The 26,044-nt window shown below is 42.7% G+C and carries 27 protein-coding genes; all 27 read left to right on the forward strand.

Translation table 11 applies throughout. The annotated features are described in order from the left end of the window. The first annotated feature begins 32 nt into the window (after positions 1 to 32). On the forward strand, positions 33 to 1,712 hold the full coding sequence (gene fliF / locus BW947_RS02130) for a flagellar basal-body MS-ring/collar protein FliF (RefSeq protein ID WP_076496668.1): 1,680 nt from the start codon (positions 33 to 35) through the stop codon (positions 1,710 to 1,712). After that, positions 1,705 to 2,748, forward strand: a complete 1,044-nt coding sequence (fliG, locus tag BW947_RS02135) for a flagellar motor switch protein FliG (RefSeq protein ID WP_076496669.1) — start codon at positions 1,705 to 1,707, stop codon at positions 2,746 to 2,748. Before fliF ends, fliG begins: the two co-directional genes overlap by 8 nt. Next, a complete protein-coding gene (gene fliH / locus BW947_RS02140) occupies positions 2,735 to 3,745 on the forward strand; it encodes a flagellar assembly protein FliH (RefSeq protein WP_076496670.1) in 1,011 nt (336 codons plus the stop codon). The genes fliG and fliH overlap by 14 nt, the downstream gene beginning before the upstream one ends. Further along, positions 3,714 to 5,051 carry a flagellar protein export ATPase FliI gene (gene fliI / locus BW947_RS02145; protein ID WP_076496671.1) on the forward strand — a complete coding sequence of 446 codons (1,338 nt, stop codon included), beginning with the start codon at positions 3,714 to 3,716 and terminating at the stop codon, positions 5,049 to 5,051. The genes fliH and fliI overlap by 32 nt, the downstream gene beginning before the upstream one ends. A 29-nt stretch (positions 5,052 to 5,080) precedes the next feature. After that, positions 5,081 to 5,527: a flagellar export protein FliJ gene (fliJ, locus tag BW947_RS02150; RefSeq protein ID WP_076496672.1), complete on the forward strand. Its 447-nt coding sequence runs from the start codon at positions 5,081 to 5,083 to the stop codon at positions 5,525 to 5,527. A gap of 253 nt (positions 5,528 to 5,780) precedes the next feature. Then, positions 5,781 to 7,121: a flagellar hook-length control protein FliK gene (locus BW947_RS02155; RefSeq protein ID WP_076496673.1), complete on the forward strand. Its 1,341-nt coding sequence runs from the start codon at positions 5,781 to 5,783 to the stop codon at positions 7,119 to 7,121. A gap of 101 nt (positions 7,122 to 7,222) precedes the next feature. After that, entirely contained in the window at positions 7,223 to 7,735 is a 513-nt protein-coding gene (fliL, locus tag BW947_RS02160) for a flagellar basal body-associated protein FliL (protein ID WP_076496674.1), read from the forward strand. A 45-nt stretch (positions 7,736 to 7,780) separates the two neighbouring features. Beyond that, positions 7,781 to 8,809 (forward strand): flagellar motor switch protein FliM, encoded by a 1,029-nt coding sequence (fliM, locus tag BW947_RS02165; RefSeq protein WP_076496675.1) that lies wholly within the window; start codon positions 7,781 to 7,783, stop codon positions 8,807 to 8,809. Positions 8,810 to 8,820: 11 nt separating this feature from the next. Then, positions 8,821 to 9,201, forward strand: a complete 381-nt coding sequence (gene fliN / locus BW947_RS02170) for a flagellar motor switch protein FliN (RefSeq protein WP_076496676.1) — start codon at positions 8,821 to 8,823, stop codon at positions 9,199 to 9,201. A 31-nt stretch (positions 9,202 to 9,232) separates the two neighbouring features. Further along, positions 9,233 to 9,661, forward strand: a complete 429-nt coding sequence (gene fliO, locus BW947_RS02175; RefSeq protein ID WP_076496677.1) for a flagellar biosynthetic protein FliO — start codon at positions 9,233 to 9,235, stop codon at positions 9,659 to 9,661. Beyond that, positions 9,658 to 10,404, forward strand: coding sequence for a flagellar type III secretion system pore protein FliP (gene fliP, locus BW947_RS02180; protein ID WP_076496678.1), 747 nt, complete (start codon positions 9,658 to 9,660; stop codon positions 10,402 to 10,404). Before fliO ends, fliP begins: the two co-directional genes overlap by 4 nt. Positions 10,405 to 10,420: 16 nt before the next feature. Beyond that, positions 10,421 to 10,690 carry a flagellar biosynthesis protein FliQ gene (fliQ, locus tag BW947_RS02185; RefSeq protein WP_076496679.1) on the forward strand — a complete coding sequence of 90 codons (270 nt, stop codon included), beginning with the start codon at positions 10,421 to 10,423 and terminating at the stop codon, positions 10,688 to 10,690. 4 nt (positions 10,691 to 10,694) lie between these two features. After that, positions 10,695 to 11,492: a flagellar biosynthetic protein FliR gene (gene fliR / locus BW947_RS02190; protein WP_076496680.1), complete on the forward strand. Its 798-nt coding sequence runs from the start codon at positions 10,695 to 10,697 to the stop codon at positions 11,490 to 11,492. A 15-nt stretch (positions 11,493 to 11,507) separates the two neighbouring features. Next, complete coding sequence (gene flhB / locus BW947_RS02195) at positions 11,508 to 12,638, forward strand: flagellar biosynthesis protein FlhB (protein ID WP_076496681.1); 1,131 nt, start codon at positions 11,508 to 11,510, stop codon at positions 12,636 to 12,638. A 260-nt stretch (positions 12,639 to 12,898) separates the two neighbouring features. Further along, a complete protein-coding gene (flhA, locus tag BW947_RS02200) occupies positions 12,899 to 14,998 on the forward strand; it encodes a flagellar biosynthesis protein FlhA (RefSeq protein WP_076496682.1) in 2,100 nt (699 codons plus the stop codon). Positions 14,999 to 15,009: 11 nt separating this feature from the next. Next, on the forward strand, positions 15,010 to 16,395 hold the full coding sequence (flhF, locus tag BW947_RS02205; RefSeq protein ID WP_076496683.1) for a flagellar biosynthesis GTPase FlhF: 1,386 nt from the start codon (positions 15,010 to 15,012) through the stop codon (positions 16,393 to 16,395). 4 nt (positions 16,396 to 16,399) lie between these two features. Then, the gene (locus BW947_RS02210; protein WP_076496684.1) at positions 16,400 to 17,281 is read left to right on the forward strand and encodes a MinD/ParA family protein; all 882 of its coding nucleotides are present in this window, start codon (positions 16,400 to 16,402) and stop codon (positions 17,279 to 17,281) included. After that, positions 17,274 to 17,987 (forward strand): RNA polymerase sigma factor FliA, encoded by a 714-nt coding sequence (locus BW947_RS02215; RefSeq protein WP_076496685.1) that lies wholly within the window; start codon positions 17,274 to 17,276, stop codon positions 17,985 to 17,987. Before BW947_RS02210 ends, BW947_RS02215 begins: the two co-directional genes overlap by 8 nt. A gap of 47 nt (positions 17,988 to 18,034) precedes the next feature. Then, positions 18,035 to 18,418: a chemotaxis response regulator CheY gene (gene cheY / locus BW947_RS02220; protein WP_076496686.1), complete on the forward strand. Its 384-nt coding sequence runs from the start codon at positions 18,035 to 18,037 to the stop codon at positions 18,416 to 18,418. Positions 18,419 to 18,431: 13 nt separating this feature from the next. Then, positions 18,432 to 19,169, forward strand: a complete 738-nt coding sequence (locus tag BW947_RS02225) for a protein phosphatase CheZ (RefSeq protein ID WP_076496687.1) — start codon at positions 18,432 to 18,434, stop codon at positions 19,167 to 19,169. A gap of 15 nt (positions 19,170 to 19,184) precedes the next feature. Beyond that, positions 19,185 to 21,374 carry a chemotaxis protein CheA gene (locus tag BW947_RS02230; protein WP_076496688.1) on the forward strand — a complete coding sequence of 730 codons (2,190 nt, stop codon included), beginning with the start codon at positions 19,185 to 19,187 and terminating at the stop codon, positions 21,372 to 21,374. A gap of 20 nt (positions 21,375 to 21,394) precedes the next feature. Then, entirely contained in the window at positions 21,395 to 22,522 is a 1,128-nt protein-coding gene (locus BW947_RS02235; protein WP_076496689.1) for a protein-glutamate methylesterase/protein-glutamine glutaminase, read from the forward strand. A gap of 13 nt (positions 22,523 to 22,535) precedes the next feature. Then, a complete protein-coding gene (locus BW947_RS02240; RefSeq protein ID WP_076496732.1) occupies positions 22,536 to 23,033 on the forward strand; it encodes a membrane anchored protein in chemotaxis locus in 498 nt (165 codons plus the stop codon). A 58-nt stretch (positions 23,034 to 23,091) separates the two neighbouring features. Then, positions 23,092 to 23,883: a ParA family protein gene (locus tag BW947_RS02245; protein WP_076496690.1), complete on the forward strand. Its 792-nt coding sequence runs from the start codon at positions 23,092 to 23,094 to the stop codon at positions 23,881 to 23,883. After that, positions 23,867 to 24,865 (forward strand): chemotaxis protein CheW, encoded by a 999-nt coding sequence (locus BW947_RS02250; protein ID WP_076496691.1) that lies wholly within the window; start codon positions 23,867 to 23,869, stop codon positions 24,863 to 24,865. Before BW947_RS02245 ends, BW947_RS02250 begins: the two co-directional genes overlap by 17 nt. A 7-nt stretch (positions 24,866 to 24,872) precedes the next feature. Then, complete coding sequence (locus BW947_RS02255) at positions 24,873 to 25,367, forward strand: chemotaxis protein CheW (protein WP_076496692.1); 495 nt, start codon at positions 24,873 to 24,875, stop codon at positions 25,365 to 25,367. Positions 25,368 to 25,585: 218 nt separating this feature from the next. Further along, positions 25,586 to 25,984 carry a DUF2802 domain-containing protein gene (locus BW947_RS02260; RefSeq protein WP_076496693.1) on the forward strand — a complete coding sequence of 133 codons (399 nt, stop codon included), beginning with the start codon at positions 25,586 to 25,588 and terminating at the stop codon, positions 25,982 to 25,984. The last annotated feature ends 60 nt before the right edge of the window (positions 25,985 to 26,044 follow it).

The raw sequence follows: 26,044 nt of genomic DNA on the forward strand, positions 1-26,044 counted from the left end.
CCAATTAGCAGGTACGAATCGTGAGTACAGAAATGATTGTTGGATCCAATTCCGACTCAATTGACCAAGGTGTCCAGCAAGAACATAAGCCTGGAATGATGGCAAATCTTGGCAGCGCTGATAGTCTACGTCAGATCACCATGATTTTAGCTTTAGCAATTTGCTTAGCCTTGGCCGTATTTGTCATGCTGTGGGCGCAGGAACCTGAATATCGTCCATTGGGTAAAATGGAAACAGAAGAAATGGTTCAAGTGCTAGATGTGCTTGATAAAAATAAAGTGAAGTATCAGATTGATGTAGATGTTATTAAAGTTCCTGAAGATAAATACCAAGAAGTTAAAATGATGTTGAGTCGTGCAGGCATTGACAACTCTACCACGAGTAAAGACTTTTTGACTCAAGACAGTGGTTTTGGTGTCAGCCAAAGAATGGAACAAGCCCGACTTAAGCACAGCCAAGAAGAGAATTTGGCTCGCGCGATTGAGCAGTTACAAAGTGTTAGTCGCGCCAAAGTAATTTTAGCTTTACCTAAAGAAAACGTCTTTGCTCGTAATGCCTCAAAACCGAGTGCGACGGTAGTCATCAACACTCGCCGTGGCGGTCTAGGTCAAGGTGAAGTCGATGCTATTGTCGATATTGTTGCTTCTGCTGTTCAAGGGCTCGAGCCTGCACGTGTTACCGTCACTGATTCTAACGGCCGTTTATTAAATTCTGGCAGTCAAGATGGCGCATCAGCGATAGCGCGCCGCGAGCTTGAGTTAGTGCAGCAAAAAGAGGCAGAGTACCGTACTAAGATTGAATCCATTTTAGTACCGATTTTAGGCCCTGAAAATTTTACCTCGCAAGTCGATGTCAGCATGGATTTTACTGCGGTCGAGCAAACATCAAAGCGCTATAACCCGGATTTACCTGCATTACGCAGTGAGATGACCGTTGAAAACAATAGCACGGGTTCTTCTGGCGGTATTCCTGGCGCATTAACCAATCAACCTCCAATGGAATCGAATATTCCTGAAAATGCAACGACGGCAACAGAGTCGGTGATTGCGGGCAATTCTCATCGTGAAGCGACGCGTAATTTTGAATTAGATACCACTATTAGTCATACCCGCCAACAAGTGGGTTCGGTTCGTCGCATTAGTGTCTCTGTCGCTGTGGATTTCAAACCGGGCGCTACTGGAGAAACGGGGCAAGTGGCGCGAGTTGCTCGTACTGAGCAAGAGTTGAGCAATATACGTCGTTTGCTTGAGGGAGCTGTGGGGTTTAGTTCGCAGCGGGGCGATGTGTTGGAAGTTGTCACAGTTCCATTTATGGATCAATTAGTTGATGATTTACCTGCGCTAGACTTGTGGGAGCAACCTTGGTTCTGGCGTGCGGTTAAGCTAGGCATCGGTGCATTGGTTATCTTAGTGTTGATATTAGCTGTAGTGCGCCCGATGCTGAAACGTTTAATCTACCCAGATAGTGCAGACATGCCTGAGGATATGAGACTCGGTAATGAACTGGCTGAAATAGAGGACCAATATGCCGCTGACACTTTGGGGATGCTCAATACCAAAGAGGCGGAATACAGTTATGCTGATGATGGTTCAATTCATATCCCTAATCTTCACAAAGATGATGATATGATTAAAGCTATTCGTGCGCTTGTGGCCAATGAGCCTGAGCTATCTACCCAAGTAATAAAAAACTGGTTACAAGACAATGGCTGAGAATAAGACGAAAGACGTCACTGCACCTGCTTTTAATATCAAAGATATCAGTGGTATTGAAAAAACTGCCATCTTACTTTTGAGTCTCAGTGAGACCGATGCCGCCTCTATTTTAAAGCACTTAGAACCTAAGCAAGTGCAAAAGGTAGGTATGGCAATGGCGGCGATGGATGATTTTGGTCAAGAAAAAGTTATCGGGGTACACAAGCTGTTTCTTGATGATATTCAAAAGTATTCTTCAATTGGTTTTAACAGTGAAGAGTTTGTCCGTAAAGCCTTAACCGCTGCATTGGGTGCTGATAAAGCGGGTAATTTGATTGAACAAATCATTATGGGTAGTGGCGCTAAGGGTTTAGATTCGTTGAAGTGGATGGACGCGCGTCAAGTGGCGACGATTATTCAAAATGAGCACCCTCAAATCCAAACGATTGTTCTATCTTACTTAGATCCCGATCAAGCCGCGGAAATATTCGGCCAATTCCCAGAGAACACCCGCCTAGATTTAATGATGCGTATCGCAAACCTTGAAGAAGTACAGCCTGCGGCACTGCAAGAGTTAAACGATATTATGGAAAAACAGTTTGCTGGCCAAGGTGGTGTACAAGCGGCGAAAATGGGTGGCCTTAAAGCGGCAGCCAACATTATGAATTACCTAGATACCGGCATTGAAAGCCAGTTAATGGAAACCATGCGCGAGTCTGATGAAGAAATGGCGCAGCAAATCCAAGATTTAATGTTTGTGTTTGAAAATTTACTCGATGTTGATGACCGTGGTATTCAAGCTATGCTGCGGGAAGTTCAGCAAGATGTATTGATGAAAGCCCTCAAAGGCACTGATGAGCAGTTGAAAGAGAAATTCTTGAACAACATGTCTAAACGTGCCGCTGAACTATTACGTGATGATCTTGAGGCCATGGGGCCTATTCGTATTAGTGAAGTGGAAGTGGCTCAAAAAGAAATCCTATCGATAGCGCGTCGTTTAAGCGATAGCGGCGAAATTATGTTAGGCGGCACTGGTGGCGATGAGTTCCTCTAATCCAAGTGATAATAAATTGTCGAAGAAAATTGTGAGCGATAGCGATATCGAGTTTAGCCATTGGGCGCTGCCTGATGTGACTGAAGCTGAAGATGACTCAATATCCAATGTATTTGGTCGCTCAAACCACCAACAGCCTAAGCCTACAACCGTAGAGAGTGTGGCTCCGCCAACGATGGCCGAGATTGAGAGTATTCGTGCTCAAGCCGAAGAAGAAGGCTTTACCGAAGGTCAGCAGCGAGGGTATGAGCAAGGACTAGAAAAAGGGCGACTACAAGGCTTGGAGCAAGGCCATACAGAGGGACTCGCCCAAGGGCATGAACAAGGATTAGAGTCGGGTTTAGCCCAAGCTAAAACATTGTTATCTCGTTTTGAAGCTTTATTGACTCAATTTGAAACCCCGCTGCAATTACTCGATGGTGATATCGAACTTTCCTTGATGACATTGAGTATGACATTAGCCAAATCAGTCATAGGTCACGAATTAAAAACTCACCCTGAACAAATATTGTCAGCATTGCGCTTAGGTATTGAATCGCTACCGATTAAAGATCAGCCCGTAACTATCCGACTGCATCCGGACGATGCTGTTTTAGTTGAGCAGCTTTATACCAGTGCTCAATTAACCCGTAGTAAATGGGAACTTGAAATCGACCCCTCTTTAAGTCTGGGTGATTGTGTTCTTAGTAGTCATCGTTCTTTGGTTGATTTAACCCTTGCTTCACGTATCGATGCTGTGTTTGAACCTTTACGGGATCAACACGCACACTTAACGGATAAACAGCGGCAATTGCAAGAGACGATAGCGGCTGAAAATACCGCTAAACAGCTCGCACCTTCAGAAATCGTTGAGCCTGAATTTAACGTAGAGTCAGAGTTGGATAGCCAAACCGTAGATTCTATTTCCCAACAAGCTGAAGATATTCAACCTGCCTCCACCAATAATCATTCAGATACAGGTTCAGATGCCAAATCGCCAACATCAACTACTGAATAGACTTAACCGTCATATCGATAAGGTTCCTCCCTTTCGCGCCGTGGCCAGCGGTCAGCTAGTACGGGTGGTGGGGTTAACCTTAGAGGCAAGTGGTTGCCGTGCGCCGGTGGGCAGTTTATGTTCGATTGAAACCATGGCTGGTGAGTTAATTGCCGAGGTTGTCGGGTTCGATGGTGAACTCTTGTATTTAATGCCTATAGAAGAATTGCGTGGGGTATTACCCGGTGCACGCGTAGTGCCTTTAGGTGAACAAACTGGGCTCAATGTGGGTTTATCATTATTAGGGCGCGTGCTCGATGGTAACGGTGTGCCGTTAGATGGTTTAGGGGCGCTGCAAACCGATCAACAAGCGCCGCGACATAGCGCTGTGATTAATCCGTTATCTCGCCGTGCCATTACTGAACCACTCGATGTGGGTGTGCGTGCGATCAATGCTATGTTGACCGTGGGAAAAGGCCAACGTATGGGCTTATTTGCGGGGTCTGGCGTGGGTAAAAGTGTGCTTTTAGGCATGATGACTCGCGGTACTACTGCTGACATTATTGTGGTTGGGCTGGTGGGGGAGCGTGGCCGCGAAGTAAAAGAGTTTATTGAAGAAATTCTTGGGGAGAAAGGTCGTGCGCGATCCGTTGTTGTCGCGGCGCCTGCGGATACCTCGCCGTTAATGCGCCTTCGAGCCTGTGAAACTTCGACCCGAATTGCCGAATATTTTCGTGATTTAGGCTATAACGTTTTGTTACTCATGGATAGTTTGACTCGTTATGCCCAAGCGCAGCGCGAGATTGCTTTGGCTGTTGGTGAGCCGCCAGCCACTAAGGGCTATCCGCCTTCAGTGTTTGCTAAGCTACCACGTTTAGTTGAACGCGCCGGAAACGGCGGCCCTGGCCAAGGTTCAATAACAGCATTTTATACTGTGCTGACCGAAGGTGACGATCAACAAGATCCTATTGCCGATGCTTCTCGGGCGATTCTCGATGGGCATATCGTATTATCGCGTTCACTTGCAGACTCTGGTCACTATCCTGCGATAGATATTGAAGCGTCTATTAGCCGAGTCGCACCTATGGTCATTTCCAATGAACATTTGGAAGCGATGCGCCGCGTTAAACAAACCTATTCTTTGTATCAGCAAAATCGAGATTTGATTTCCATTGGGGCTTACGCTCAAGGTAGCGATCCTCGCATCGATAATGCGATACGATTACAGCCAGCAATGAATGCTTTTTTGCGACAAACCATGCGCGATGCTTTCAGTTTTGCCGACAGCCAACTCATGCTCGGGCAACTTGCCGCACAATGTAAATAATGACGTTATTGAACTAATTGAGGTGGGGTATGGCTAACGCCGATCCGTTGTTATTAGTGTTAAAGCTTGCTAATGATGCCGAAGAACAAGCAGCCTTGTTGCTAAAGTCAGCGCAACTAGAATGTCAAAAACGCCTGAATCAACTGAGTGCACTCAATAACTACCGTTTAGACTACATGAAACAAATGCAATCCCAGCAAGGTCAAGCGATTAGCGCTAATCATTATCACCAATTTCATCGTTTTATTAGACAGATTGACGATGCCATTATTCAGCAACATCGTGTCGTTGCCGATGGTGAGATGCAAAAGGATTATCGGCAACAGCATTGGTTAGAAAAACAGAAAAAACGTAAAGCTGTTGAATTGCTATTAGCCAGTAAAGAGAAAAAACGCCAAGTGGTTGAACAAAAACGCGAGCAAAAAATGACTGATGAATTTGCTTCGCAACAGTTCTTTCGTCGTCATCAGCGCTAGGGCTATTTTACATAACATCAGGTACATACTCATCAATTGAGATTAATGCGGATGTTAGTTCGAAGCCTGATTTTCATTAGGCCGAATAATCACAATTCGAGTATATGAACACTAATTATACGAAATTTACCGTAAACCTGAACGTTTGGCATCTTACTTGCTTTGATTTGTATTATACCTCTGCAATAGCAGCGATAAATTGACGTTCTACCTAGCTCTTTCGCAGTGAGCTGGGTACTGTTTGGGAGTGCTTATGCAACAAATGACCAATGCCCTGTTGAGTAATACGGGAAATACTGCGGCCAACTCCGCGAAGATATCTTCTCAAACGTCTAATAATGATGACTTTTCATCTACACTGTCTTCTGTTTCCGCGAGTTCACATTCTGTTTCGTCAGCTAAAAAAACACCGGTCAATCTAGATGAACCTTCGCAGGTTACATCTAAAGATAAATCTGTTGACGAAGATAAATTAACAGATAGTGACGATGTTAATCTTATCTTTGCTCAAATAGATATGGCAAATGGTATGAAGAAAGCGGCATCGGAGGGAGAGATATTGCCGCTTACGTTTTTGGATACTGAAGGTGAAACCGTAATCACTGAAGATAAAGATGCGTTATCAGCAGACCCTTCATTGATAACGCCATTAAGCACCAATGCTGTTGTTGATACTCAGAATATAAGTAATGTAATCGATGATACGATGACATTAAGTAATCAAGATGTAAAAAACCAGTCAATGGCAACAAATGTCAGTAGTGCTATTAATAGCGATGAAGACAATCTAATTAATCAAGCTGCTATCGCAAAATCAATGGCTAATAACTCGGCACTGACTGGCCTAAAAACCGCTAACATTACCACGTCAGCAAATACTTTAGAGCTTGATACTTTAGGTTCTCCAATTGCATCTGAAGTATTAAAAACTGAAACAGGAAGCAAAAGTTCTCTTGATGCGGATAGTGATGCAGCAGCTAGTTTGTTACTTAAAGATGCTAAATTAACCGTCGCTATGGATATTTCGCGAGACAATAATCTCATTGATGATGACAGTAGCTTGTCAGATCTTAAGCCTGCATCGTCAACCCATGGATTATCACTGTCGCAGTTGAACCGTCAAGAAACAGTGTCAGTGCAATTGTCATTGCGTCAAGGTGTTGAGCAGCAGAATCAAATGCAAGAGATGATTCAACGGTTTTCACCTGTTATGAGGCAGCAATTGATTACTATGGTGAGCCAGGGGATTCAACACGCGGAGATCCGACTCGATCCGCCAGAATTAGGCCATATGCTGGTTAAAATACAAGTGCATGGCGATCAAACCCAAGTACAGTTTCATGTCACTCAGTCACAAACGCGTGATTTAGTTGAGCAAGCAATGCCAAGATTGCGTGAGTTGTTGCAAGACCAAGGAATGCAATTGGCCGACAGTCATGTTTCCCAAGGGGACCAAGGCCATCCCCGAGAAGGTAATTTTGGCGATGGAGACGGTTCAAATCATACCGATATGGATGAAATTGCAGCAGAAGAACTCGATTTAGTGTTAAATCAAACCACAAGCATAAATTCAGGTATAGATTATTACGCTTAAGCAGGTAACCTATAGCAATAACTTACGCGAATAATGTCGTTACGATTTGATTAAGATAACAAAACATAATGCGTTTTCGCCTAAATTGAAGAGAATAGTGAATGCCTAAAGAAGAATCGCTTGAGTTAGGAAGCACTGATAAATCGAAAAGCAAGAAAAAGCTTTTTATCTTCGTGAGCGCGGGGATTATTGTTTTATTGGTTATCGCGGCCGTCTTATGGTTTTTGTTGGGTAGCAGTTCAGAAGATGCTGCCATCCCCGCTGATACTGTACAAACAGAAGTGCCAAGTGGGGCAGGGGTTGCAGCTTATGTTCCTATGCCACGTCCTTTTTTATTCAATCTTCCCGGTTCAGATAGAGCCCGCTTAGTTGAGATTAAAGTTCAACTTATGGTGCGCGGAACTGATGATGTACTGACACAAAAACATATTCCGTTAATTGAAGATGCACTTTTAACCACGTTTAGTGGCTCCAATGTCCAGAGACTCAGTACGCAAGCAGGTAAAGATGAATTACGCCAGCTAGCGCTGTTGAGTGTGCAAAATACTCTGCAGTCAGTGACTGGGCGTAAAGTGGTCGAAAAAGTGTTATTCACCGGCTTTGTTATGCAATAACAGCTGTGCTGTCAGTCGGAAATCTAAAGAGGCGAAGGCAATATAGTGAGTGATTTATTAAGCCAAGACGAAATTGATGCTCTTTTACACGGGGTCGATGACGTCGATGACGATGAAGATGACATCTCCCCAGAAGATGCGCGATCCTATGATTTCTCTTCGCAAGACAGAATAGTTCGTGGGCGTATGCCCACGTTGGAAATCGTCAATGAGCGTTTTGCTCGTCACTTACGGATCAGCATGTTCAATATGATGCGCCGTGCTGCAGAAGTGTCGATTAACGGCGTACAAATGCTTAAATTCGGTGAGTACGTTCATACACTGTTCGTTCCTACTAGTTTGAATATGGTACGTTTTAGCCCCCTAAAAGGGACGGCACTTATTACCATGGAAGCGCGATTAGTGTTTATTCTAGTCGACAACTTTTTTGGTGGTGATGGACGTTTTCATGCCAAAATTGAAGGTCGTGAGTTCACGCCGACAGAAAGACGCATCGTACAATTATTACTGAAGATTATTTTTGAAGACTATAAAGATGCTTGGGCGCCAGTAATGGATGTAGAGTTCGATTATTTGGACTCTGAAGTTAACCCTGCAATGGCGAACATTGTCAGTCCTACTGAAGTTGTGGTGATAAATTCATTCCATATTGAAGTTGATGGCGGCGGGGGAGATTTTCATATAACTATGCCGTACTCGATGATTGAGCCTATTCGAGAGTTGCTTGATGCGGGGGTACAGAGTGATAAACAAGATACGGATATGCGTTGGTCACAAGCGCTACACGATGAAATAATGGATGTGAAGGTGGGATTTGATGCCAACATTGTTGAACATGAAGTAACCCTCAAAGATGTTATGAATTTTAAAGCGGGTGATATTATTCCTATCGAATTGCCAGAATATATCATGATGAGAGTCGAAGACTTACCAACGTATCGTTGTAAAATGGGGCGTTCTAGAGATAATCTTGCTCTTAAAATTTGTGAAAAAATTCCGCGTCCAGAAACCGTCAAATCCGAGCTGCAATTAGTAACACGAAAAAATAAAACTCGCGATATATCAGAAATATAGGGTGAAGTAAGATGAGCACAGAAGATACCGATGATTGGGCCGCAGCGATGGCTGAACAGGCGCTAGAAGAAGCCAATGCTATTGAGCTTGATGAACTGGTGGACGATTCAAGGCCGATTAGTCAAGCTGAAGCGGCAAAGCTGGATACGATATTAGATATTCCGGTGACGATTTCAATGGAAGTAGGTCGTAGTTATATCAGTATTCGTAATCTATTACAGTTGAATCAAGGTTCTGTGGTGGAGCTCGATAGAGTCGCAGGTGAGCCACTGGATGTGATGGTCAACGGGACATTGATTGCTCATGGTGAAGTAGTAGTGGTAAACGATAAATTTGGTATTCGCTTAACTGATGTAATCAGCCAGACTGAACGTATTAAAAAGCTTAAATAATAGTGAATATAAACCGAGTTGGAATTTTTTGATGAATACATCAGTGATTATGAATTTAGCTGCAGCCTCGCAGACTCAAGGTAGCAGCCTACTGGCTGATAATGCGCCCAATGCCGCTAATGTCGCGAATTCTAGCGCATCATTACATGAGCCTTCGCAGATCGCGACGTTAGCGAGTATGTTAGGTGGCTTAATTGTTGTTTTATTGTTGATTTTTACTCTAGCGTATTTATTAAGACGTTTTAATCTTGTTCCTGCCAATAATAGCGTTTTAAAAACGCTTGCGGTCACCTCTCTTGGACAAAAAGAGCGCCTAGTATTGGTGCAACTGGGTACACAACAGTATTTAATCGGTGTTAGCGGGCAACAAGTAAACTTGATTGATAAACTGGTTGAGCCTATCCACATAGAATCAGACTCTTTTGCGAGTCGGCTACGTCAGGCGAAATCAAAACAATGACAACACGTATGCTTGCGTTACTAGGGGTAGTGATTTTGATATTTATGCCGTCGGCTTGGGCTGCTGATGGCGTTTTACCCGCAGTGACAGTCACTACGGCGCCAGACGGTTCAACAGAATACTCTGTTACCATGCAAATTCTACTACTGATGACATCGCTAAGCTTTTTACCTGCGATGCTGATTATGTTGACCTCTTTCACACGCATTATCATCGTGCTCTCTATTTTGCGCCAAGCCATTGGTTTACAACAAACGCCTTCTAATCAAGTCTTAATTGGTATGAGTTTGTTCATGACTTTTTTTATTATGGCGCCTGTGTTTGACCGAATTTATGATGAAGGAGTTAAACCCTACATTGAAGAGCAATTAACATTGCAACAAGCGTTCGATAAAGGCAAAGAACCCATTAGGGGGTTCATGCTAGGCCAAGTCAGAACAACAGATTTGAAAACCTTTATTGAAATTTCAGGTTATCAAGGGATTAAGTCCCCTGAAGAAGCGCCTATGAGTGTGCTTATTCCCGCCTTTATAACCAGTGAGCTAAAAACTGCTTTTCAAATCGGTTTTATGCTCTTTGTGCCGTTTTTGGTACTAGATCTTGTGGTTGCGAGTATTCTGATGGCCATGGGTATGATGATGCTTTCACCTATGATTGTGTCTCTGCCGTTTAAGATAATGCTATTTGTTCTCGTTGATGGTTGGAGCTTAGTCCTTGGGACATTAGCCAATAGTTTCGGGTAGCCAAAGGGAAATACGCATGAGTCCAGAAGCCCTAATTGATATTTTTCGCGAGGCACTCGCTGTTATTGTAATGATGGTATCGGCAATTGTGTTACCGGGACTCGGCATTGGGCTTATCGTTGCTGTATTCCAAGCTGCAACGTCAATTAACGAGCAAACCTTAAGTTTCTTACCTCGATTATTAGTCACGCTGTTCGGTTTAATGTTTATGGGGCATTGGTTGGTTCAAACCCTGATGGACTTTTTTATCGAGATGGTCAATCGCATTCCGCAAGTGATAGGCTAATCAAATGGAGGTGTTACTCGATACCATAACCCAAACTATAGCAGCATATATTTGGCCCTTATTTCGAGTGGCAAGTATGCTGATGGTGATGGTGGTATTTGGCGCAGCAACTACACCTGCACGTGTACGTTTATTATTAGCTATGGCGATTACTTTCTCTATCGCTCCTATTCTTCCCCCTGTTGAAAATGTCGAATTATTCTCTTTAGGAGCTGTATTTATTACGGCTCAGCAAATTATTATTGGTGTTGCTATGGGGTTTGTTACTCAGATGGTGATGCAAGTATTTGTATTAACTGGGCAGATTATCGGTATGCAAACCAGTTTAGGCTTTGCTTCTATGGTTGATCCAGGCTCTGGGCAGCAAACGCCCGTAATTGGTAACTTTTTTCTATTACTTGCAACGTTGATTTTCTTAGCCGTTGATGGTCATCTGTTAATGATCCGCATGTTAGTTGCGAGTTTTGAAACCTTACCTATTTCCAATCAAGGATTAAGCCTTACCAGTTATCGGGCACTGGCGGACTGGGGCTCGTATATGTTTGGCGCAGCATTAACAATGTCGATATCAGCAATCATTGCGTTATTATTAGTGAACTTGTCTTTTGGCGTGATGACCCGCGCCGCGCCGCAATTAAATATTTTCTCTATTGGTTTTCCGATCACTATGATCGGTGGGTTGTTTATTCTTTGGTTAACTCTAACGCCCGTGATGGCGCATTTTGATGAGGTTTGGTCTACCGCTCAGCTTTTGCTCTGCGATATGCTCAGTTTGCAATGTAACGCTGATGGCCTTATCTGATAATAGGAGCTGCAAATGGCTGAAGAATCAAGTGGTGAACGTAGTGAGGAACCCACCGGGAGGCGTCTAGAACAGGCGCGGGAAAAAGGCCAGATAGCTCGCTCAAAAGAACTCGGTACTGCAGCAGTATTAATTTCGGCAGCATGTGGTTTTTATATGTTGGGCCCAAGTCTAGCCATCAGCTTAACCCGAGTGTTTGAAACCGTATTTACCATGGATAGGGCACAAATTTTTGATACTGAAGAAATGTTTAATGTCTGGGGTGTGGTTGCAAACGAAATAGCCTGGCCTATGGCTAAAATTATGTTATTGATTGTCGTTGTGGCGTTTATCGGTAATATTTTACTTGGGGGAATTAATTTTTCAACTAAAGCAATGATGCCCAAAGCCAGTAAAATGAGTCCTATGGCAGGTTTTAAGCGTATGTTTGGTGTGCAGGCATTAGTTGAACTGACTAAGGGTATTGCTAAGTTTTCTGTGATAGCTTTTTCGGCATATTTTTTATTAAGCTATTATTTTAACGATATTATGCTTTTGTCTAGCGACCACCTTCCAGGTAATGTTTATCATGCTTTAGATTTACTCATTTGGATGTTTATTTTGTTATGTTCTTCTATTTTATTTATTGTCGTTATTGATGTGCCATTCCAAATTTGGAATCATAACAAACAGCTTAAAATGACTAAACAAGAAGTGAAGGATGAATACAAAGATACCGAAGGTAAACCCGAGGTAAAAGGACGCGTTCGGCAGATGCAGCGTGAATTGGCACAACGGCGCATGATGGCTGAAGTACCTAATGCCGATGTTATTGTGGTCAACCCCGAGCATTTTGCCGTCGCCATCAAATATGATATAAAACGTTCAACTGCTCCTTTTGTCATTGCTAAAGGGGTTGATGATGTGGCCTTTAAAATTAGAGAAATTGCGCGCTCACACGATATTACCATTGTTTCTGCGCCGCCGCTTGCTAGAGCAATTTACCATACCACTAAGTTAGACCAACAAATTCCTGAAGGTTTATTTACCGCTGTTGCACAGATTTTGGCTTATGTATTTCAATTAAGGCAATATCAAAAAGGGCGCGGTCGTAAACCTATTCCCATTCCGCTTAACCAACCTATTCCTGATGAATTAAAATATTAATTTTTTGAAGTGAATAGCGCAAATAACTCCCAGTATGAGTTGTAATACTCAAGATATTGATAGTGTTACCAATGCTTAGCCCTTATGTGTCGTATGACTCTCTGCACTGTTTTTAAAGCTATTTCTGTGGACCTATCAATCTATTTTGCTGATAATTTAGCCTGTCAGTTGTGTTTATATCAATTTTAGAGATGACGATGTTTTTGTTGGCTCATTTTTTGCTTTTCGATTGTTACATGTCAAAATTTTGGTTATAGCGAATGGATGTTAAAGCGACTCTTGGTCAAGTAAAACAAATGAAGTTGAGTTCATTCAAAGGCATTGGTACGCCTATGATTGTGCTTGCCTCATTAGCCATGATTGTGCTACCCATTCCTCCATTTTTACTTGATATTCTATTCTCTTTTAACATTGCACTCGCACTTATCGTCTTACTCGTAGCTATTTATACCGATAGACCGTTAGATTTTGCTGCTTTTCCGACAGTGCTATTAGTTGCAACCCTATTACGCCTTGCGCTAAACGTAGCCTCAACCCGTGTGGTATTACTCGAAGGTCATAATGGCGGTGATGCGGCTGGTAAAGTTATTGAAGCCTTCGGTTCAGTTGTGATTGGTGGTAACTATGCAGTTGGTTTAGTCGTATTTATTATCCTCATTATTATTAACTTTGCCGTGGTGACTAAAGGTGCCGGGCGTATTGCTGAAGTAAGTGCCCGCTTTACCTTGGATGCAATGCCAGGTAAACAAATGGCAATTGATGCCGACTTGAATGCTGGCACATTAAACCAAGATCAAGCGAGAATACGTCGTGCTGAAGTGACCCGTGAAGCCGACTTTTACGGTGCGATGGACGGTGCTTCAAAATTTGTAAAAGGTGATGCGATCGCTGGGATCATGATTCTAGTAATCAATATTTTAGGTGGTTTTATCATCGGGATTGTGCAACATGGTTTGAGTTTCACTGAAGCCGTCGAAATTTATACCTTATTGACGATTGGTGATGGACTAGTCGCACAAATACCTGGACTGCTACTCTCTATTGCAGCGGCGCTAATGGTCACTCGTCAAAATGAATCCGGCGATATGGGCCAAATGATGATGAGTCAGATGTTTGACAGTCATAAGTCATTGGGCATTGCCGCTGGAGTGCTGTTTGTTATGGGTATTGTCCCTGGCATGCCACATATGGCATTTTTAAGCTTTGCAGTTTTAACGGCCTGTGCTGCATATTTTGTCTATAAGCGAAATGAGACTAAGCGCGTTGTAGCCCTAGAACAGGTCAAATCAGGACCGATTGAAAGGCAAAATTCAGAGCCGAAGGAGTTGGGGTGGGATGATGTGCATCATGTTGATACTATTGGTCTTGAGGTCGGATATCGTCTTATTCCATTGGTAGATAAAGCGCAAGGTGGTGAGTTACTTAGCCGTATAAAAGGTGTGCGTAAAAAACTATCTCAAGAATTAGGCTTCTTAGTCCCTGCAGTGCATATTCGCGACAATTTAGATTTATCGCCTAATGCCTATCGCATTACGTTAATGGGGGTTGTCGTAGGAGAAGCCGATATTCGCCATGACTGCGAATTAGCCATCAACCCTGGTCAAGTGTATGGGAAACTGGATGGTATTGAAACGCGCGATCCAGCATTTGGTTTAGAAGCTGTATGGATAGCGCCAGAATTACGTGAGCATGCACAAACTTTAGGCTATACCGTAGTCGATGCCGCAACAGTTGTAGCAACTCATATTAGTCAATTGCTAACAAATAATGCTGCTAAGTTGCTAGGTTATGAAGAAGTGCAACAATTGATGGATATGCTTGCAAAACACTCACCTAAACTTGTAGATGGCTTTATTCCCGACATTATGCCGCTAGGGCATGTCGTAAAAGTGATGCAAAACCTATTAAATGAAGGTGTTTCTGTCAGAGACTTGCGCACAATCGTACAAACTTTGTTAGAATACGGCACTAAGAGTAATGATACGGAAGTGTTAACTGCGGCAGTGCGTATAGCATTGAAACGTATGATAGTTCAGGAGATATCAGGGCCAGAGCTAGAAATCCCCGTCATAACATTGGCGCCAGAGTTGGAACAGATGTTGCATCAGTCAATGCAGGCAACTGGTGGAGATGGTCCAAATATCGAACCTGGTCTTGCAGAGCGTATGCAGCAGTCACTTGCAGATGCTGCTCAGAAGCAAGAAATGGTCGGACAACCCGCTATATTGTTGACGTCAGGTATGTTGCGCGCGACGCTGTCACGCTTTGTTAAACATACTATTCCTAATCTGAGAGTCATTTCTTACCAAGAAATACCTGATGAGAAGCAAATACGTATTGTATCTGCAGTGGGTCAGTAGAGGACGCATAAGTGAAGATTAAACGATTTTTTGCCAAAGACATGCGCGCTGCACTGGCCCAAGTGAAAGAAACACTCGGCTCAGATGCCGTTATTATGTCAAATAAAAAAGTCAACGGCGGTATCGAGATTGTCGCTGCGGTTGACTACGACGAACCTAAAGACAAAGCTGCACTAACCGCACCAGCGCCGACGTTTATGGACGTGAGTGATGATCTTGTTTCATTAGGGGCAAAGCAGCCGGTTCGGGTTGAAACCCGCGCTAAGCCAGCAGCACCAGCAGATTCTTTACAGGCTTTATTAGAAAAACAGCAAAGCCGTTTGAATCAACAAATGACACATCAACAAGCTGACGCTGAATTACCCGCATGGGCAAAAGGCTTGCAAGCGCCAGCAACAGCGGCTAAACCAGAGCGACGTGAAGCGCCTGCTATGTTTGATAAAAAGCCACAGACTTCTCAAAAGCAGACCGCTGATATTGAAGCTATGCGTGACGAGCTAGCCTCACTGCGTAATTTATTAACGCATCAGGTGTCCTCTTTAATGACAGAGCATAAAAAGCGTATTGATCCTGTTGGTGCTATGCTTGAAGCCAAGTTACTTGAGGCGGAGTTTTCTCCTGCTGTGGCAAAAAAATTAGCTGAATTAAGCCAGCATTATACACCAGCTGAATTAGTCAGAGCTTTGCCGCAGAGTCTAGCTAATATGCTAGATAATCAAGGCGATGATATTGTAAGGCAAGGCGGGGTTGTTGCGCTTGTTGGCCCTACTGGTGTAGGTAAAACGACTTCATTAGCTAAACTTGCGGCACGTTTTGCGGCTCATCATGGCGCTGAGCATGTGGCCTTGATCACCACAGATCATTATCGTATTGGTGCCTATGAGCAATTAGCTACTTACGGTAAAATAATGGGCTGTCCAGTAAAGCAAGCCCATGATCTAAATGAATTAGAACAAATTCTTTATCAGTTCCGTAATCGTAAGCTTGTTTTGATCGATACGGCTGGAATGGGACAGCGGGATATGCGTCTTTACCAGCAACTTGATAATTTAACTGCAAATAGCAGGATACCAATTCGCAGTTATCTGGTACTGTCAGCCACAGGACAGCGCCGTGTGTTGCAAGATGCTGTTAATCATTTTAAACGCATTCCTTTATCTGGTGTCGTTCTGACAAAACTTGATGAATCTGTATCATTAGCAGGAGCATTAAGTGTATTAATCCAAAATGGATTACCGTTAAGTTATGTTACTGATGGACAAAGAGTTCCTGAAGATATGAAAGTGGCGGATACCCTGACTTTAGCTCAGCAGGCGCTTGAAGCGTTAGATAGTACAGAACAACAATCATTACAAGACACAGCGTGGTCAGATAGCATGGCCTGTGCATTTGAGTAGATTTATGACCCTGGATCAAGCAAGTGGTTTACGTATGATGAATCAACCCTACAACGAAAAAGTGAAAGTAATCGCGGTAACCGGTGGTAAAGGTGGTGTCGGTAAAACCACAGTTTCCATTAATACTGCTGTGGCATTAGCCGAAAAAGGCAAGCGTGTCTTGGTGCTTGATGCTGACCTTGGCCTCGCCAATGTCGATGTTATGCTGGGTATTCGCGCTGAGCGTAATTTATCGCACGTTCTTTCTGGTGATGCTGAACTTGACGATATTATCGTTCGTGGTCCTAAAGGAATTGGGATCGTACCAGCAACATCAGGAACGCAAGGGATGGTAGAATTAAGTCCTGCGCAGCATGCGGGATTGATCCGTGCTTTTAGCGAGATGAGAACCCAGTTTGATATTTTGGTGGTGGATACAGCCGCAGGAATTTCAGATATGGTGCTCAGCTTCTCACGTGCTTCGCAAGATGTATTAGTCGTTGTATGTGATGAGCCTACTTCGATCACCGATGCGTATGCTCTGATTAAAATACTGAGCCGTGAGCATGGTGTGTTCCGTTTTAAAATAGTTGCCAATATGGTGCGTAGTTTACGCGAAGGCATGGAATTATTTGCTAAACTCAGTAAAGTGACTGACAGATTTTTAGATGTCGCTCTAGAATTAGTTGCAACAATTCCATTTGATGAAAATCTTCGTAAATCAGTACGTAAACAAAAGCTCGTGGTTGAAGCCTATCCTAAATCACCATCGGCAATTGCCTATCAAGGATTAGCGAATAAGATTATGAGCTGGCCAGTACCGCAGCAACCTGGTGGTCATTTGGAGTTTTTCGTTGAGCGTTTAGTACAGCGACCAGATTTTCAAGAGGAAAAAATGAGTGAATAAAGCCGCAGCGTATACTTGTTTAGACAATAAATCATCTATCGTTGAACAGTATGCCCCGTTGGTTAAAAGAATTGCGCATCATTTACTCGCTAGGCTACCTGCATCAGTGCAGTTAGATGATTTACTGCAAGCTGGGATGATGGGGTTATTAGAAGCATCATCCAAGTTTGATGGTGATAAAGGTGCAAAATTTGAAACCTTCGCCGGCATACGGATACGTGGCGCTATGCTCGATGAAATTCGCCGTGGTGATTGGGTTCCGCGTTCCGTTCATCGAAATAATCGTACGGTCGCACGGGCAATTGGCGAGTTAGAACAATCTCTGGGACGTGATGCACGCGATACAGAAATTGCAGAAAAACTTGATATGACACTCGATGAGTACCATCATATTCTTAACGATGTTTCTGTTGGTAAAATCATAGGGATAGAGGATTTAGGTGTCTCTCAGGATATACTGACTGACAGTGATTGGTCTGGTGATGATTCATTTGAAACATTAGCTCAGACTCAATTCCAGACAGCGTTAGTGGCGGCGATTAAATTATTACCCGAGAGAGATGCATTAGTATTATCGCTGTACTACGATGAAGCATTGAATTTAAAAGAGATTGGCGCCATTCTTGAGGTTAGTGAATCGCGGGTTAGCCAGATATTAAGTCAGGCAATGTTACGATTGAAAGCTAAACTTAAGCAGTGGACATAATTATAATTTTTAATTGAGCACATAATGTCAGCTCACCGGAGGAAACCTTGGACAAGAATATGAAGATTCTTATTGTTGACGATTTTTCAACAATGAGGCGTATCATCAAGAACTTGTTGCGAGACTTGGGGTTTAATAACACCCAAGAAGCAGACGATGGCTCAACTGCCTTGCCGATGTTGCAAAAGGGAGGTTTTGATTTTGTTGTTACAGATTGGAATATGCCTGGCATGCAAGGGATTGATCTGTTAAAAGCAATTCGCGCAGATGATTCGCTTAAACATTTACCCGTATTAATGGTGACTGCTGAAGCAAAACGTGAACAAATCATTGCAGCTGCTCAAGCAGGTGTGAATGGTTATGTAGTTAAGCCTTTTACCGCGGCAACGCTGAAAGAGAAGTTAGATAAAATATTCGAACGACTCGCTTGAGCAAGGATGAGCTATGAAGTCACAAACATCAGGGCTCATTACGCTCGAACAAGCTCAGCACTTTGTTGAATTATTAAGTGCAGGTGAGCAAAGTCAGGCTGATGATTTATTTCGAGAACTTGCCGTTCCACTTCAAAGGGAGCTATTCGAAGAAGTCGGAAAACTCACTCGACAGCTTCATAGCGCGTTGATGGATTTTCAAGTTGATAATCGTCTTGCTGAATTAGCCAGTACAGAAATCCCCGACGCCAAGCAACGGTTAAATTACGTTATTGACCTTACCGAACAAGCAGCTAATAAAACGATGGATGCGGTAGAAGAGTGTTTGCCTTTGGCTAATGCCTTAACCAGCAATATTCAACGTGTTATGCCAACTTGGGATCGGTTGATGCGTCGTGAGATTGCATTAAATGAGTTTAAAGTTCTCTGTCATGACGTACAAGACTTGATGACTCGCAGCGAGAATGACTCTACTCGATTACGTGAATTACTTAATCAAATTTTGATGGCGCAAGATTTTCAAGACTTAACAGGGCAAATGATACGTCGTGTTATTGATCTGGTTATGGAAGTAGAAAATAATCTAGTTTCTATGCTGACGGTCTTTGGTGAGCAGCCGGTGATCGATAATCAGATTGCTCAGAAAAATAATATTGAAGCTGAAGGCCCGATTATGAATGCTGAGCTTCGTCAGGATGTCGTAACGGGTCAAGACGAAGTGGATGATCTTCTGTCTAGTCTGGGTTTCTAACTGGGAGTCAATTTGATGGCCTTTGATGTAGATGAAGAGATACTCCAGGACTTTTTAGTCGAAGCGGGTGAAATTTTAGAGCTTCTTCAAGAGCAGCTTGTTGCACTTGAAAATAATCCTGACGATACCAATTTGCTTAACGCCATTTTCCGAGGGTTCCATACCGTCAAAGGCGGCGCAGGATTTCTCAGCTTAAGCCCCATGGTTGACGTTTGTCATGAAGCGGAAAACACCTTCGATTTATTGCGAACAGGCAAGCGTAGTGTTAATGCCGAGCTGATGGATATTATTCTGCAGGCTGTTGATGCGATTAATACGATGTTTGCACAAACCCAGCGAGGTGAACAACAGGACCCTGCTGAATCAGGTTTGTTGGCAAGATTAAAAATGTTAAGTTCTGGAGCTCCTTTAACCTCTGAAACTGTGCTCGCCGCAGAGGTTATTGTTGACGTTGTTATAGAGACAGAACCTTCTGTTATTGAACCTTCAGTCATTCAAGATATCCCCATTGATATTGCCGCTCATTCATCTTCTCTTGATGACATTAATGATGCAGAGTTTGAGGCTTTGTTAGATGCTCTTCATGGCTCAGGGAAAGGCCCTGCGGCTAATGTTAGTACATTGCCGACAGTAGCTAATAAGCCCGATTCAGCAAAGTCTGGTAGTGATATTACTGACGATGAGTTTGAAGCATTACTCGATGAATTACACGGTTCAGGTAAATTTAAAGCTGAAACTGAAATCACTAGCCCGCCGAAGGTTGCCTCGACACCTCCACCTCAATCTATTGTTGATGCGGATGAAATTACCGATGATGAGTTTGAACGATTACTCGATGAGTTGCACGGTAAAGGCAGTACTCCAACTAAAGTTGAAGCAAAAGCTGCAACAGTTGAAGTGAAAACAGTAATCGCAGCTCCAACACCAACTCCAGCTGTGGCAAGTGTTGTAGCGGTTAAGCCTAAAGTTGAATTAGCTGTCGTAGATAAAGCACCAGCAAAAGCTGCATCATCGAATGTACCTCAGGGTGAGACGACTGTACGAGTAGATACTGCAAGGCTTGACCAGATCATGAATATGGTCGGTGAGCTTGTATTAGTGCGAAACCGTCTCGTTAGCTTAGGCATCAGTCGTGATGATGAAGAAATGTCGAAAGCTTTAGCTAATTTAGATCTCGTCACCGCCGACTTACAAGGTGCGGTAATGAAAACTCGTATGCAACCGATCAAAAAAGTATTTGGTCGTTTTCCTCGAGTAGTACGCGATCTTGCGCGTACATTGAATAAAGAAATTGATTTAATCATGGTTGGAGAGGAAACCGACCTAGATAAAAACTTAGTAGAAGCGCTTGCGGATCCACTTGTCCACTTAGTGCGTAACTCCGTCGATCATGGCATTGAAATGCCAAATGAGCGCGAAGCCAATGGTAAATCGAGAACGGGGACCATCACTTTATCTGCAAGCCAAGAAGGCGATCATATACTGCTCAAAATCGAAGACGATGGCGCAGGTATGGATCCAGAAAAGTTGAAACAAATCGCGGTAAATCGTGGTGTACTTGATGAGGATTCTGCCGCACGTATGACCGATAATGAGGCCTATAATCTCATTTTTGCTCCAGGCTTTTCAACTAAGGTTGAAATATCGGATATCTCTGGCCGTGGCGTGGGCATGGACGTCGTAAAAACACGCATTAGCCAGCTTAACGGTACAGTGCATATTGATTCAATGAAAGGTAAAGGCACAGTACTTGAGATTAAGGTCCCGTTAACATTGGCGATTATGCCGACGTTAATGGTCGATGTTGCCAAACAAGTATTTGCACTACCTTTATCCAGTGTTAACGAGATATTCCATCTTGATCTAACTAAAACCAATATTGTTGATGGGCAATTGACGGTCATTGTTCGTAATAAAGCGGTACCACTGTTCTATTTGGAGCACTGGTTACATAAAAAGAAAACCACTTTTAAACATGGCGATAAAACCCATGGTCATGTGGTGATAGTGCAATTAGGTATGATGCAAATTGGTTTTGTTGTCGATGGCTTAATTGGTCAGGAGGAAGTTGTTATTAAGCCCCTTGGCACTATGCTACAAGGCACACCTGGAATGGCAGGCGCAACAATTACATCGGATGGTGGCATTGCGCTGATCTTAGATGTGCCTGGTTTATTAAAGCATTATGCGAAAAGTAGAAATTAATTTCCACGCTAAGGAATGGAATGACCATTAAAGTATTAGTCGTTGATGACTCAAGTTTTTTTAGACGACGAGTGAGTGAGATAGTCAATCAAGATCCTGAGTTGGAAGTTATCGCGACGGCCTCTAATGGGGCCGAAGCGGTTAAAATGGCGGCCGAACTTAATCCTCAGGTGATCACTATGGATATTGAGATGCCCGTAATGGATGGCATCACTGCAGTTCGCGAGATTATGGCGAAATGTCCAACACCGATTTTAATGTTTTCTTCATTAACCCACGATGGTGCTAGGGCGACGTTAGACGCCTTAGATGCAGGCGCGTTAGATTTTTTACCAAAACGCTTTGAAGATATTGCAACCAATAAAGATGATGCAATTTTATTGTTGCAACAAAGGGTTAAAGCGCTTGGGCGCCGCAGAATATTTAGGCCAGCTGCGCGTGCAATTGTTACACCTACGCCATCATCGCGTCAGGCAACAAGCGGTTTAAGGACTTCAAATATCGTCGCTGCAACACCTGTTGCGGCGCCAGTACGTACCTCACCAGCGGCATCGATTCGAGCCAGTGGTAAACAGTATAAATTGTTACTGATTGGCACCTCTACAGGTGGGCCGGTTGCGTTACAGAAAATACTCACACAATTTCCAGCAAACTATCCGCACCCTATTTTATTAATTCAGCATATGCCAGCAGCATTTACTCCGGCATTTGCGAGTCGTCTAAATGGTTTGTGCAAAATTGAAGTGAAAGAGGCTGTTAACGGTGACATGTTAAAACCTGGTTGTGCATATTTAGCACCGGGCGGCATGCAAATGATGATCGAACGAACAGGATCTACTGGTCGATTAAAAATACTCGCAGGTAGTGCGGATATGAATTATAAGCCCTGTGTTGATATAACCTTCGCTTCTGCTTCAAAAGCTTTTGGTGGCGATATACTTGCCGTTGTTTTGACAGGAATGGGAGCAGATGGAAGGGAAGGTGCACGCATGTTGAAATCTGCAGGTGCCACTATATGGGCTCAAGATGAGGCCAGTTGTGTTGTTTATGGAATGCCGCAAGCTGTTGCTAGCGCAGGTATAGCAACACATTCAATTGCTTTAGACAATATGGCTGAATCAATTTTAAAAGAATCCACTCGTGGCTAAGCAGCAAGATCAGATGAGCACTAATATTGTGCTCATTATATTATTAATGGGCATTGCTATTTTATGCCTTAGTGCGTTAAGTCTTGATTATCGTTATAAAAATAGTGTGTTGCGTGCAGATGTAGCACGATTAGAATCGAGTCAGGTATTATTAATGGTGCCCGATGGTCAAGCAGAAGCAATTGCCACTTGGCTGGCTTCTCACCCTGAACAAACCCAGATGATGTTGCAAGTTGCCTCAGATGGACAGAAAGCGATTACAATAGGAGCAGAACCTATTGTAAAGAGTGAGATTCCATATTTACTTGAAAAGCATACTTCAGAAATAACGGCAGAAAATGGGCATTCTACTCAAGAGTTCTCAGTTCCAAAACAGCTCCAAATACCTGATATAAATCTGAAGCAAGTCGAGCCTGATAACGCCATTGTTATTACTGAGAATGTCGATGGTGTAAAAGTGATTAGCCTACCTAATGGTGGTATTCGAGTGACAACCAGGGAAAGTCAATGACGATTAAGTACGCATTTTAAAGATTAATAGGCAGTTAAATACACATTTGGAGCATTTTTTGAAAGTCTGGACTATAGCTAATCAAAAAGGTGGCGTCGGTAAAACCACAACGGTTGCGAGCTTAGCGGGTACACTCGCTAAGCGTGGTAAACGTGTTCTTATGATAGATACAGATCCACATGCCTCATTAGGTTATTACTTAGGTATTGATTCTGAAGAAGTTGCAGGATCATTGTTTGATGTTTTTCTTGCACATAAAAGTCTTTCTAAAGAACTGGTGTTATCTCATATTGTGCCTACTCTAGTTAATGGCTTAGATCTATTACCTGCTACCATGGCACTTGCCACTTTAGATAGGGCGTTAGGTCATCAAGAGGGAATGGGATTAGTACTACGTAATTTATTAGCATTAGTCGCCGATGATTATGATGTGGCTATTGTTGATTGCCCGCCAGTACTCGGGGTATTAATGGTCAATGCACTTGCTGCGAGTCAACATATTATTATTCCAGTACAGACAGAGTTTTTGGCTATTAAAGGGCTGGAACGAATGGTTAAGACCATGGACTTGATGGGGCGATCAAAGAAAACTCATTATAGTTATACGGTAGTGCCAACTATGTATGATAAGCGCACTAAAGCGTCTCCAGCCGCCTTGAAAGTTCTGGGGGCGGAATACAGCAAGACCTTGTGGCAAGATGTGATTCCTGTAGACACTAAGTTTAGAGATGCTAGCTTAGCGCATTTACCTGTATCGCACTATGTTAGTGGTTCTCGTGGTGTGAAAGCTTATGAAAGATTATTAGATTTCTTATTAGTCGGGGAGTTTGGCCATGTCAAAATCGGTTGATGAAACTGTTTTTGATTTTTTCGCATTATTGCTGCAAGAAGATGATGATTCAAATTGTATTGTTTCACCTCAAAGCACTATAAACGTAGAATCTAATCGGAATGTTACTATTAGTCAAACAGCTGCGGTATTACTCGATACCGCTATTTTGGCTGAAAATGGTCGCAGTGTTGCATTACATGATCTAGAAAAACCAGTAGTGCCTAAAAAACAGCTACAATCAAAGGCTCTACCAATAAAAAATGAGTTTACTACACCTGTAAGCGATATGTCTTCTCAAGTTAATAAGCAAGCGCTTGAGAAGTTATTAGCGCCAGTCTTAAAAACTAAGCAGAATGATTCTGCGCCACCAGAGCTAGAAGTTGTATCACCAATTATTGAAGATATTGTCCAGTTTACAGCGAAAACGGTATCGAATGTTCAACCTACAATTATTGAAGCTGATGATAAGCAAGATATAAAACTAGAACCTGAAACCCAAGTAGGTATTACGCCACCCAGTGTGACAAAAGACTTACAAGAAGTGCTTGATGATGAGTTTCAAGTGCTCTTTTTTAAGGTAGCGGGTCTTACCCTTGCGGTACCTTTGGTCAGCCTTGGTGGCATAGTTAAGGTTGAACGGATAAACCATATTTTTGGCCGTCCAGCATGGTTTTTAGGTGTGCAGGCGCATAGGGAAGAACAGTTGAATATTGTCGATACTTGTGCGTGGGTTATGCCAGAAAAATATACAGATAAACTAGCGCAATCGGTAGATTATCAATATCTTGTATTATTAGAGGGAAGTAACTGGGGATTAACTTGTGAGTCTTTAGTTAATGCAGTAAAGATAAACAAATCGCAGGTCAATTGGCGTAGTCAAGCTGGTAAACGCCCTTGGTTGGCTGGTGTAGTGAAAGAACAGATGTGTGGTATTTTACACGTACAAGCCTTAGTTGAAATGCTTAATGCGGGTTTAGGTTGTCAGGACTCAATGGGTTGAGGTAAACATGAAAGATACAAGAAATGTAGCAGCTGTCGCTGCAAGTAAAGACGATGCAGTATTACAATGGGTTACCTTTAAGTTAGATCATGAGACTTACGGTATCAATGTAATGCAGGTACAGGAAGTATTACGTTATACGGAAATTGCTCCCGTACCGGGCGCTCCGTATTACGTAGTCGGTATCATAAATTTACGTGGTAATGTTGTAACGGTTATCGATACTCGCTCACGTTTTGGATTACAACCTGCTGAAGTTGACGACTCAACTCGGATCGTGATTATCGAAGCGGAAAAGCAAGTTATTGGTATTTTAGTCGATAGTGTTGCCGAAGTTGTCTATCTACGTCGCTCTGAAATTGATAATGCACCGAATGTCGGCACCGAAGAAAGTGCTAAGTTCATTCAAGGTGTGAGTAATCGTGATAATGAATTACTGATATTGGTTGATCTTGATAAACTATTGTCAGATGAAGAATGGGTTGAGCTGACTCAGCTATAACAAATTGTGTGAAAGAGCTGAATGGGATCATTGCATTCAGCTTTTTCATTAATTTATTTGTGTAAGTTTAGTTTCTATGATTTGTTGATACGTTATTTTGTTTTATAAATCAATATCTTCCAAATATGATAAAAGTGCTTCAAGTGAGTATTTTAAGATTGATATGTCACTTCTGATATCTGCCAATTGAAGGTTATTAATAGGTATAAGGATTTTTAATGGGCGATGAATTTTTAATCGCAGCGTTAGTCTATGTCATCGCGTGCTTAGGGTTAGTTCTCTATTTACAAAAACAATTGAGTAAACTAAAAAGTAAAGTTGAAGCATTAACTGTTTTAGTTAAAGACGGCGATCGTCAACGAGAGTCATTTAAGCGTGAGTTGCAAGAACTACGCAGTGGCACAATTGGTGTTGGTCGTCGCGTGATTGAATTAGAAAAACGGTTGTTACAACAATCTGAGCGAATAGAAGAGTCAACACAACAGGATCCACAAGCAAAGCTTTATACACGGGCGATGAAAATGGTTGCTCTGGGTGCAGGTGTTGATGAGCTGATTAAAGAGTGTGAATTACCCAAAGCTGAAGCTGAGTTGTTGATTCGCTTACATCGAAAATGATCCCTATTGAGTTAAATTTTATAAAGTAAAAGCTAGACTATCCTAGTCAGCTTTATTTTA

The organism is Shewanella morhuae (genome assembly GCF_900156405.1).
Classification (GTDB): Bacteria; Pseudomonadota; Gammaproteobacteria; order Enterobacterales; family Shewanellaceae; genus Shewanella; species Shewanella morhuae.

Excerpts from the sequence above, each read along its gene's own strand:
- fliF (WP_076496668.1), top strand. The coding sequence starts at position 33 with ATGATTGTTGGATCCAATTCCGACTCAATTGACCAAGGTGTCCAGCAA.
- fliG (WP_076496669.1), top strand. The coding sequence starts at position 1,705 with ATGGCTGAGAATAAGACGAAAGACGTCACTGCACCTGCTTTTAATATC.
- fliH (WP_076496670.1), top strand. The coding sequence starts at position 2,735 with ATGAGTTCCTCTAATCCAAGTGATAATAAATTGTCGAAGAAAATTGTG.
- fliI (WP_076496671.1), top strand. The coding sequence starts at position 3,714 with ATGCCAAATCGCCAACATCAACTACTGAATAGACTTAACCGTCATATC.
- fliJ (WP_076496672.1), top strand. The coding sequence starts at position 5,081 with ATGGCTAACGCCGATCCGTTGTTATTAGTGTTAAAGCTTGCTAATGAT.
- BW947_RS02155 (WP_076496673.1), top strand. The coding sequence starts at position 5,781 with ATGCAACAAATGACCAATGCCCTGTTGAGTAATACGGGAAATACTGCG.
- fliL (WP_076496674.1), top strand. The coding sequence starts at position 7,223 with ATGCCTAAAGAAGAATCGCTTGAGTTAGGAAGCACTGATAAATCGAAA.
- fliN (WP_076496676.1), top strand. The coding sequence starts at position 8,821 with ATGAGCACAGAAGATACCGATGATTGGGCCGCAGCGATGGCTGAACAG.
- fliO (WP_076496677.1), top strand. The coding sequence starts at position 9,233 with ATGAATACATCAGTGATTATGAATTTAGCTGCAGCCTCGCAGACTCAA.
- fliP (WP_076496678.1), top strand. The coding sequence starts at position 9,658 with ATGACAACACGTATGCTTGCGTTACTAGGGGTAGTGATTTTGATATTT.
- fliQ (WP_076496679.1), top strand. The coding sequence starts at position 10,421 with ATGAGTCCAGAAGCCCTAATTGATATTTTTCGCGAGGCACTCGCTGTT.
- fliR (WP_076496680.1), top strand. The coding sequence starts at position 10,695 with ATGGAGGTGTTACTCGATACCATAACCCAAACTATAGCAGCATATATT.
- flhB (WP_076496681.1), top strand. The coding sequence starts at position 11,508 with ATGGCTGAAGAATCAAGTGGTGAACGTAGTGAGGAACCCACCGGGAGG.
- flhA (WP_076496682.1), top strand. The coding sequence starts at position 12,899 with ATGGATGTTAAAGCGACTCTTGGTCAAGTAAAACAAATGAAGTTGAGT.
- BW947_RS02210 (WP_076496684.1), top strand. The coding sequence starts at position 16,400 with ATGACCCTGGATCAAGCAAGTGGTTTACGTATGATGAATCAACCCTAC.
- BW947_RS02225 (WP_076496687.1), top strand. The coding sequence starts at position 18,432 with ATGAAGTCACAAACATCAGGGCTCATTACGCTCGAACAAGCTCAGCAC.
- BW947_RS02230 (WP_076496688.1), top strand. The coding sequence starts at position 19,185 with ATGGCCTTTGATGTAGATGAAGAGATACTCCAGGACTTTTTAGTCGAA.
- BW947_RS02235 (WP_076496689.1), top strand. The coding sequence starts at position 21,395 with ATGACCATTAAAGTATTAGTCGTTGATGACTCAAGTTTTTTTAGACGA.
- BW947_RS02240 (WP_076496732.1), top strand. The coding sequence starts at position 22,536 with ATGAGCACTAATATTGTGCTCATTATATTATTAATGGGCATTGCTATT.
- BW947_RS02250 (WP_076496691.1), top strand. The coding sequence starts at position 23,867 with ATGTCAAAATCGGTTGATGAAACTGTTTTTGATTTTTTCGCATTATTG.
- BW947_RS02255 (WP_076496692.1), top strand. The coding sequence starts at position 24,873 with ATGAAAGATACAAGAAATGTAGCAGCTGTCGCTGCAAGTAAAGACGAT.
- BW947_RS02260 (WP_076496693.1), top strand. The coding sequence starts at position 25,586 with ATGGGCGATGAATTTTTAATCGCAGCGTTAGTCTATGTCATCGCGTGC.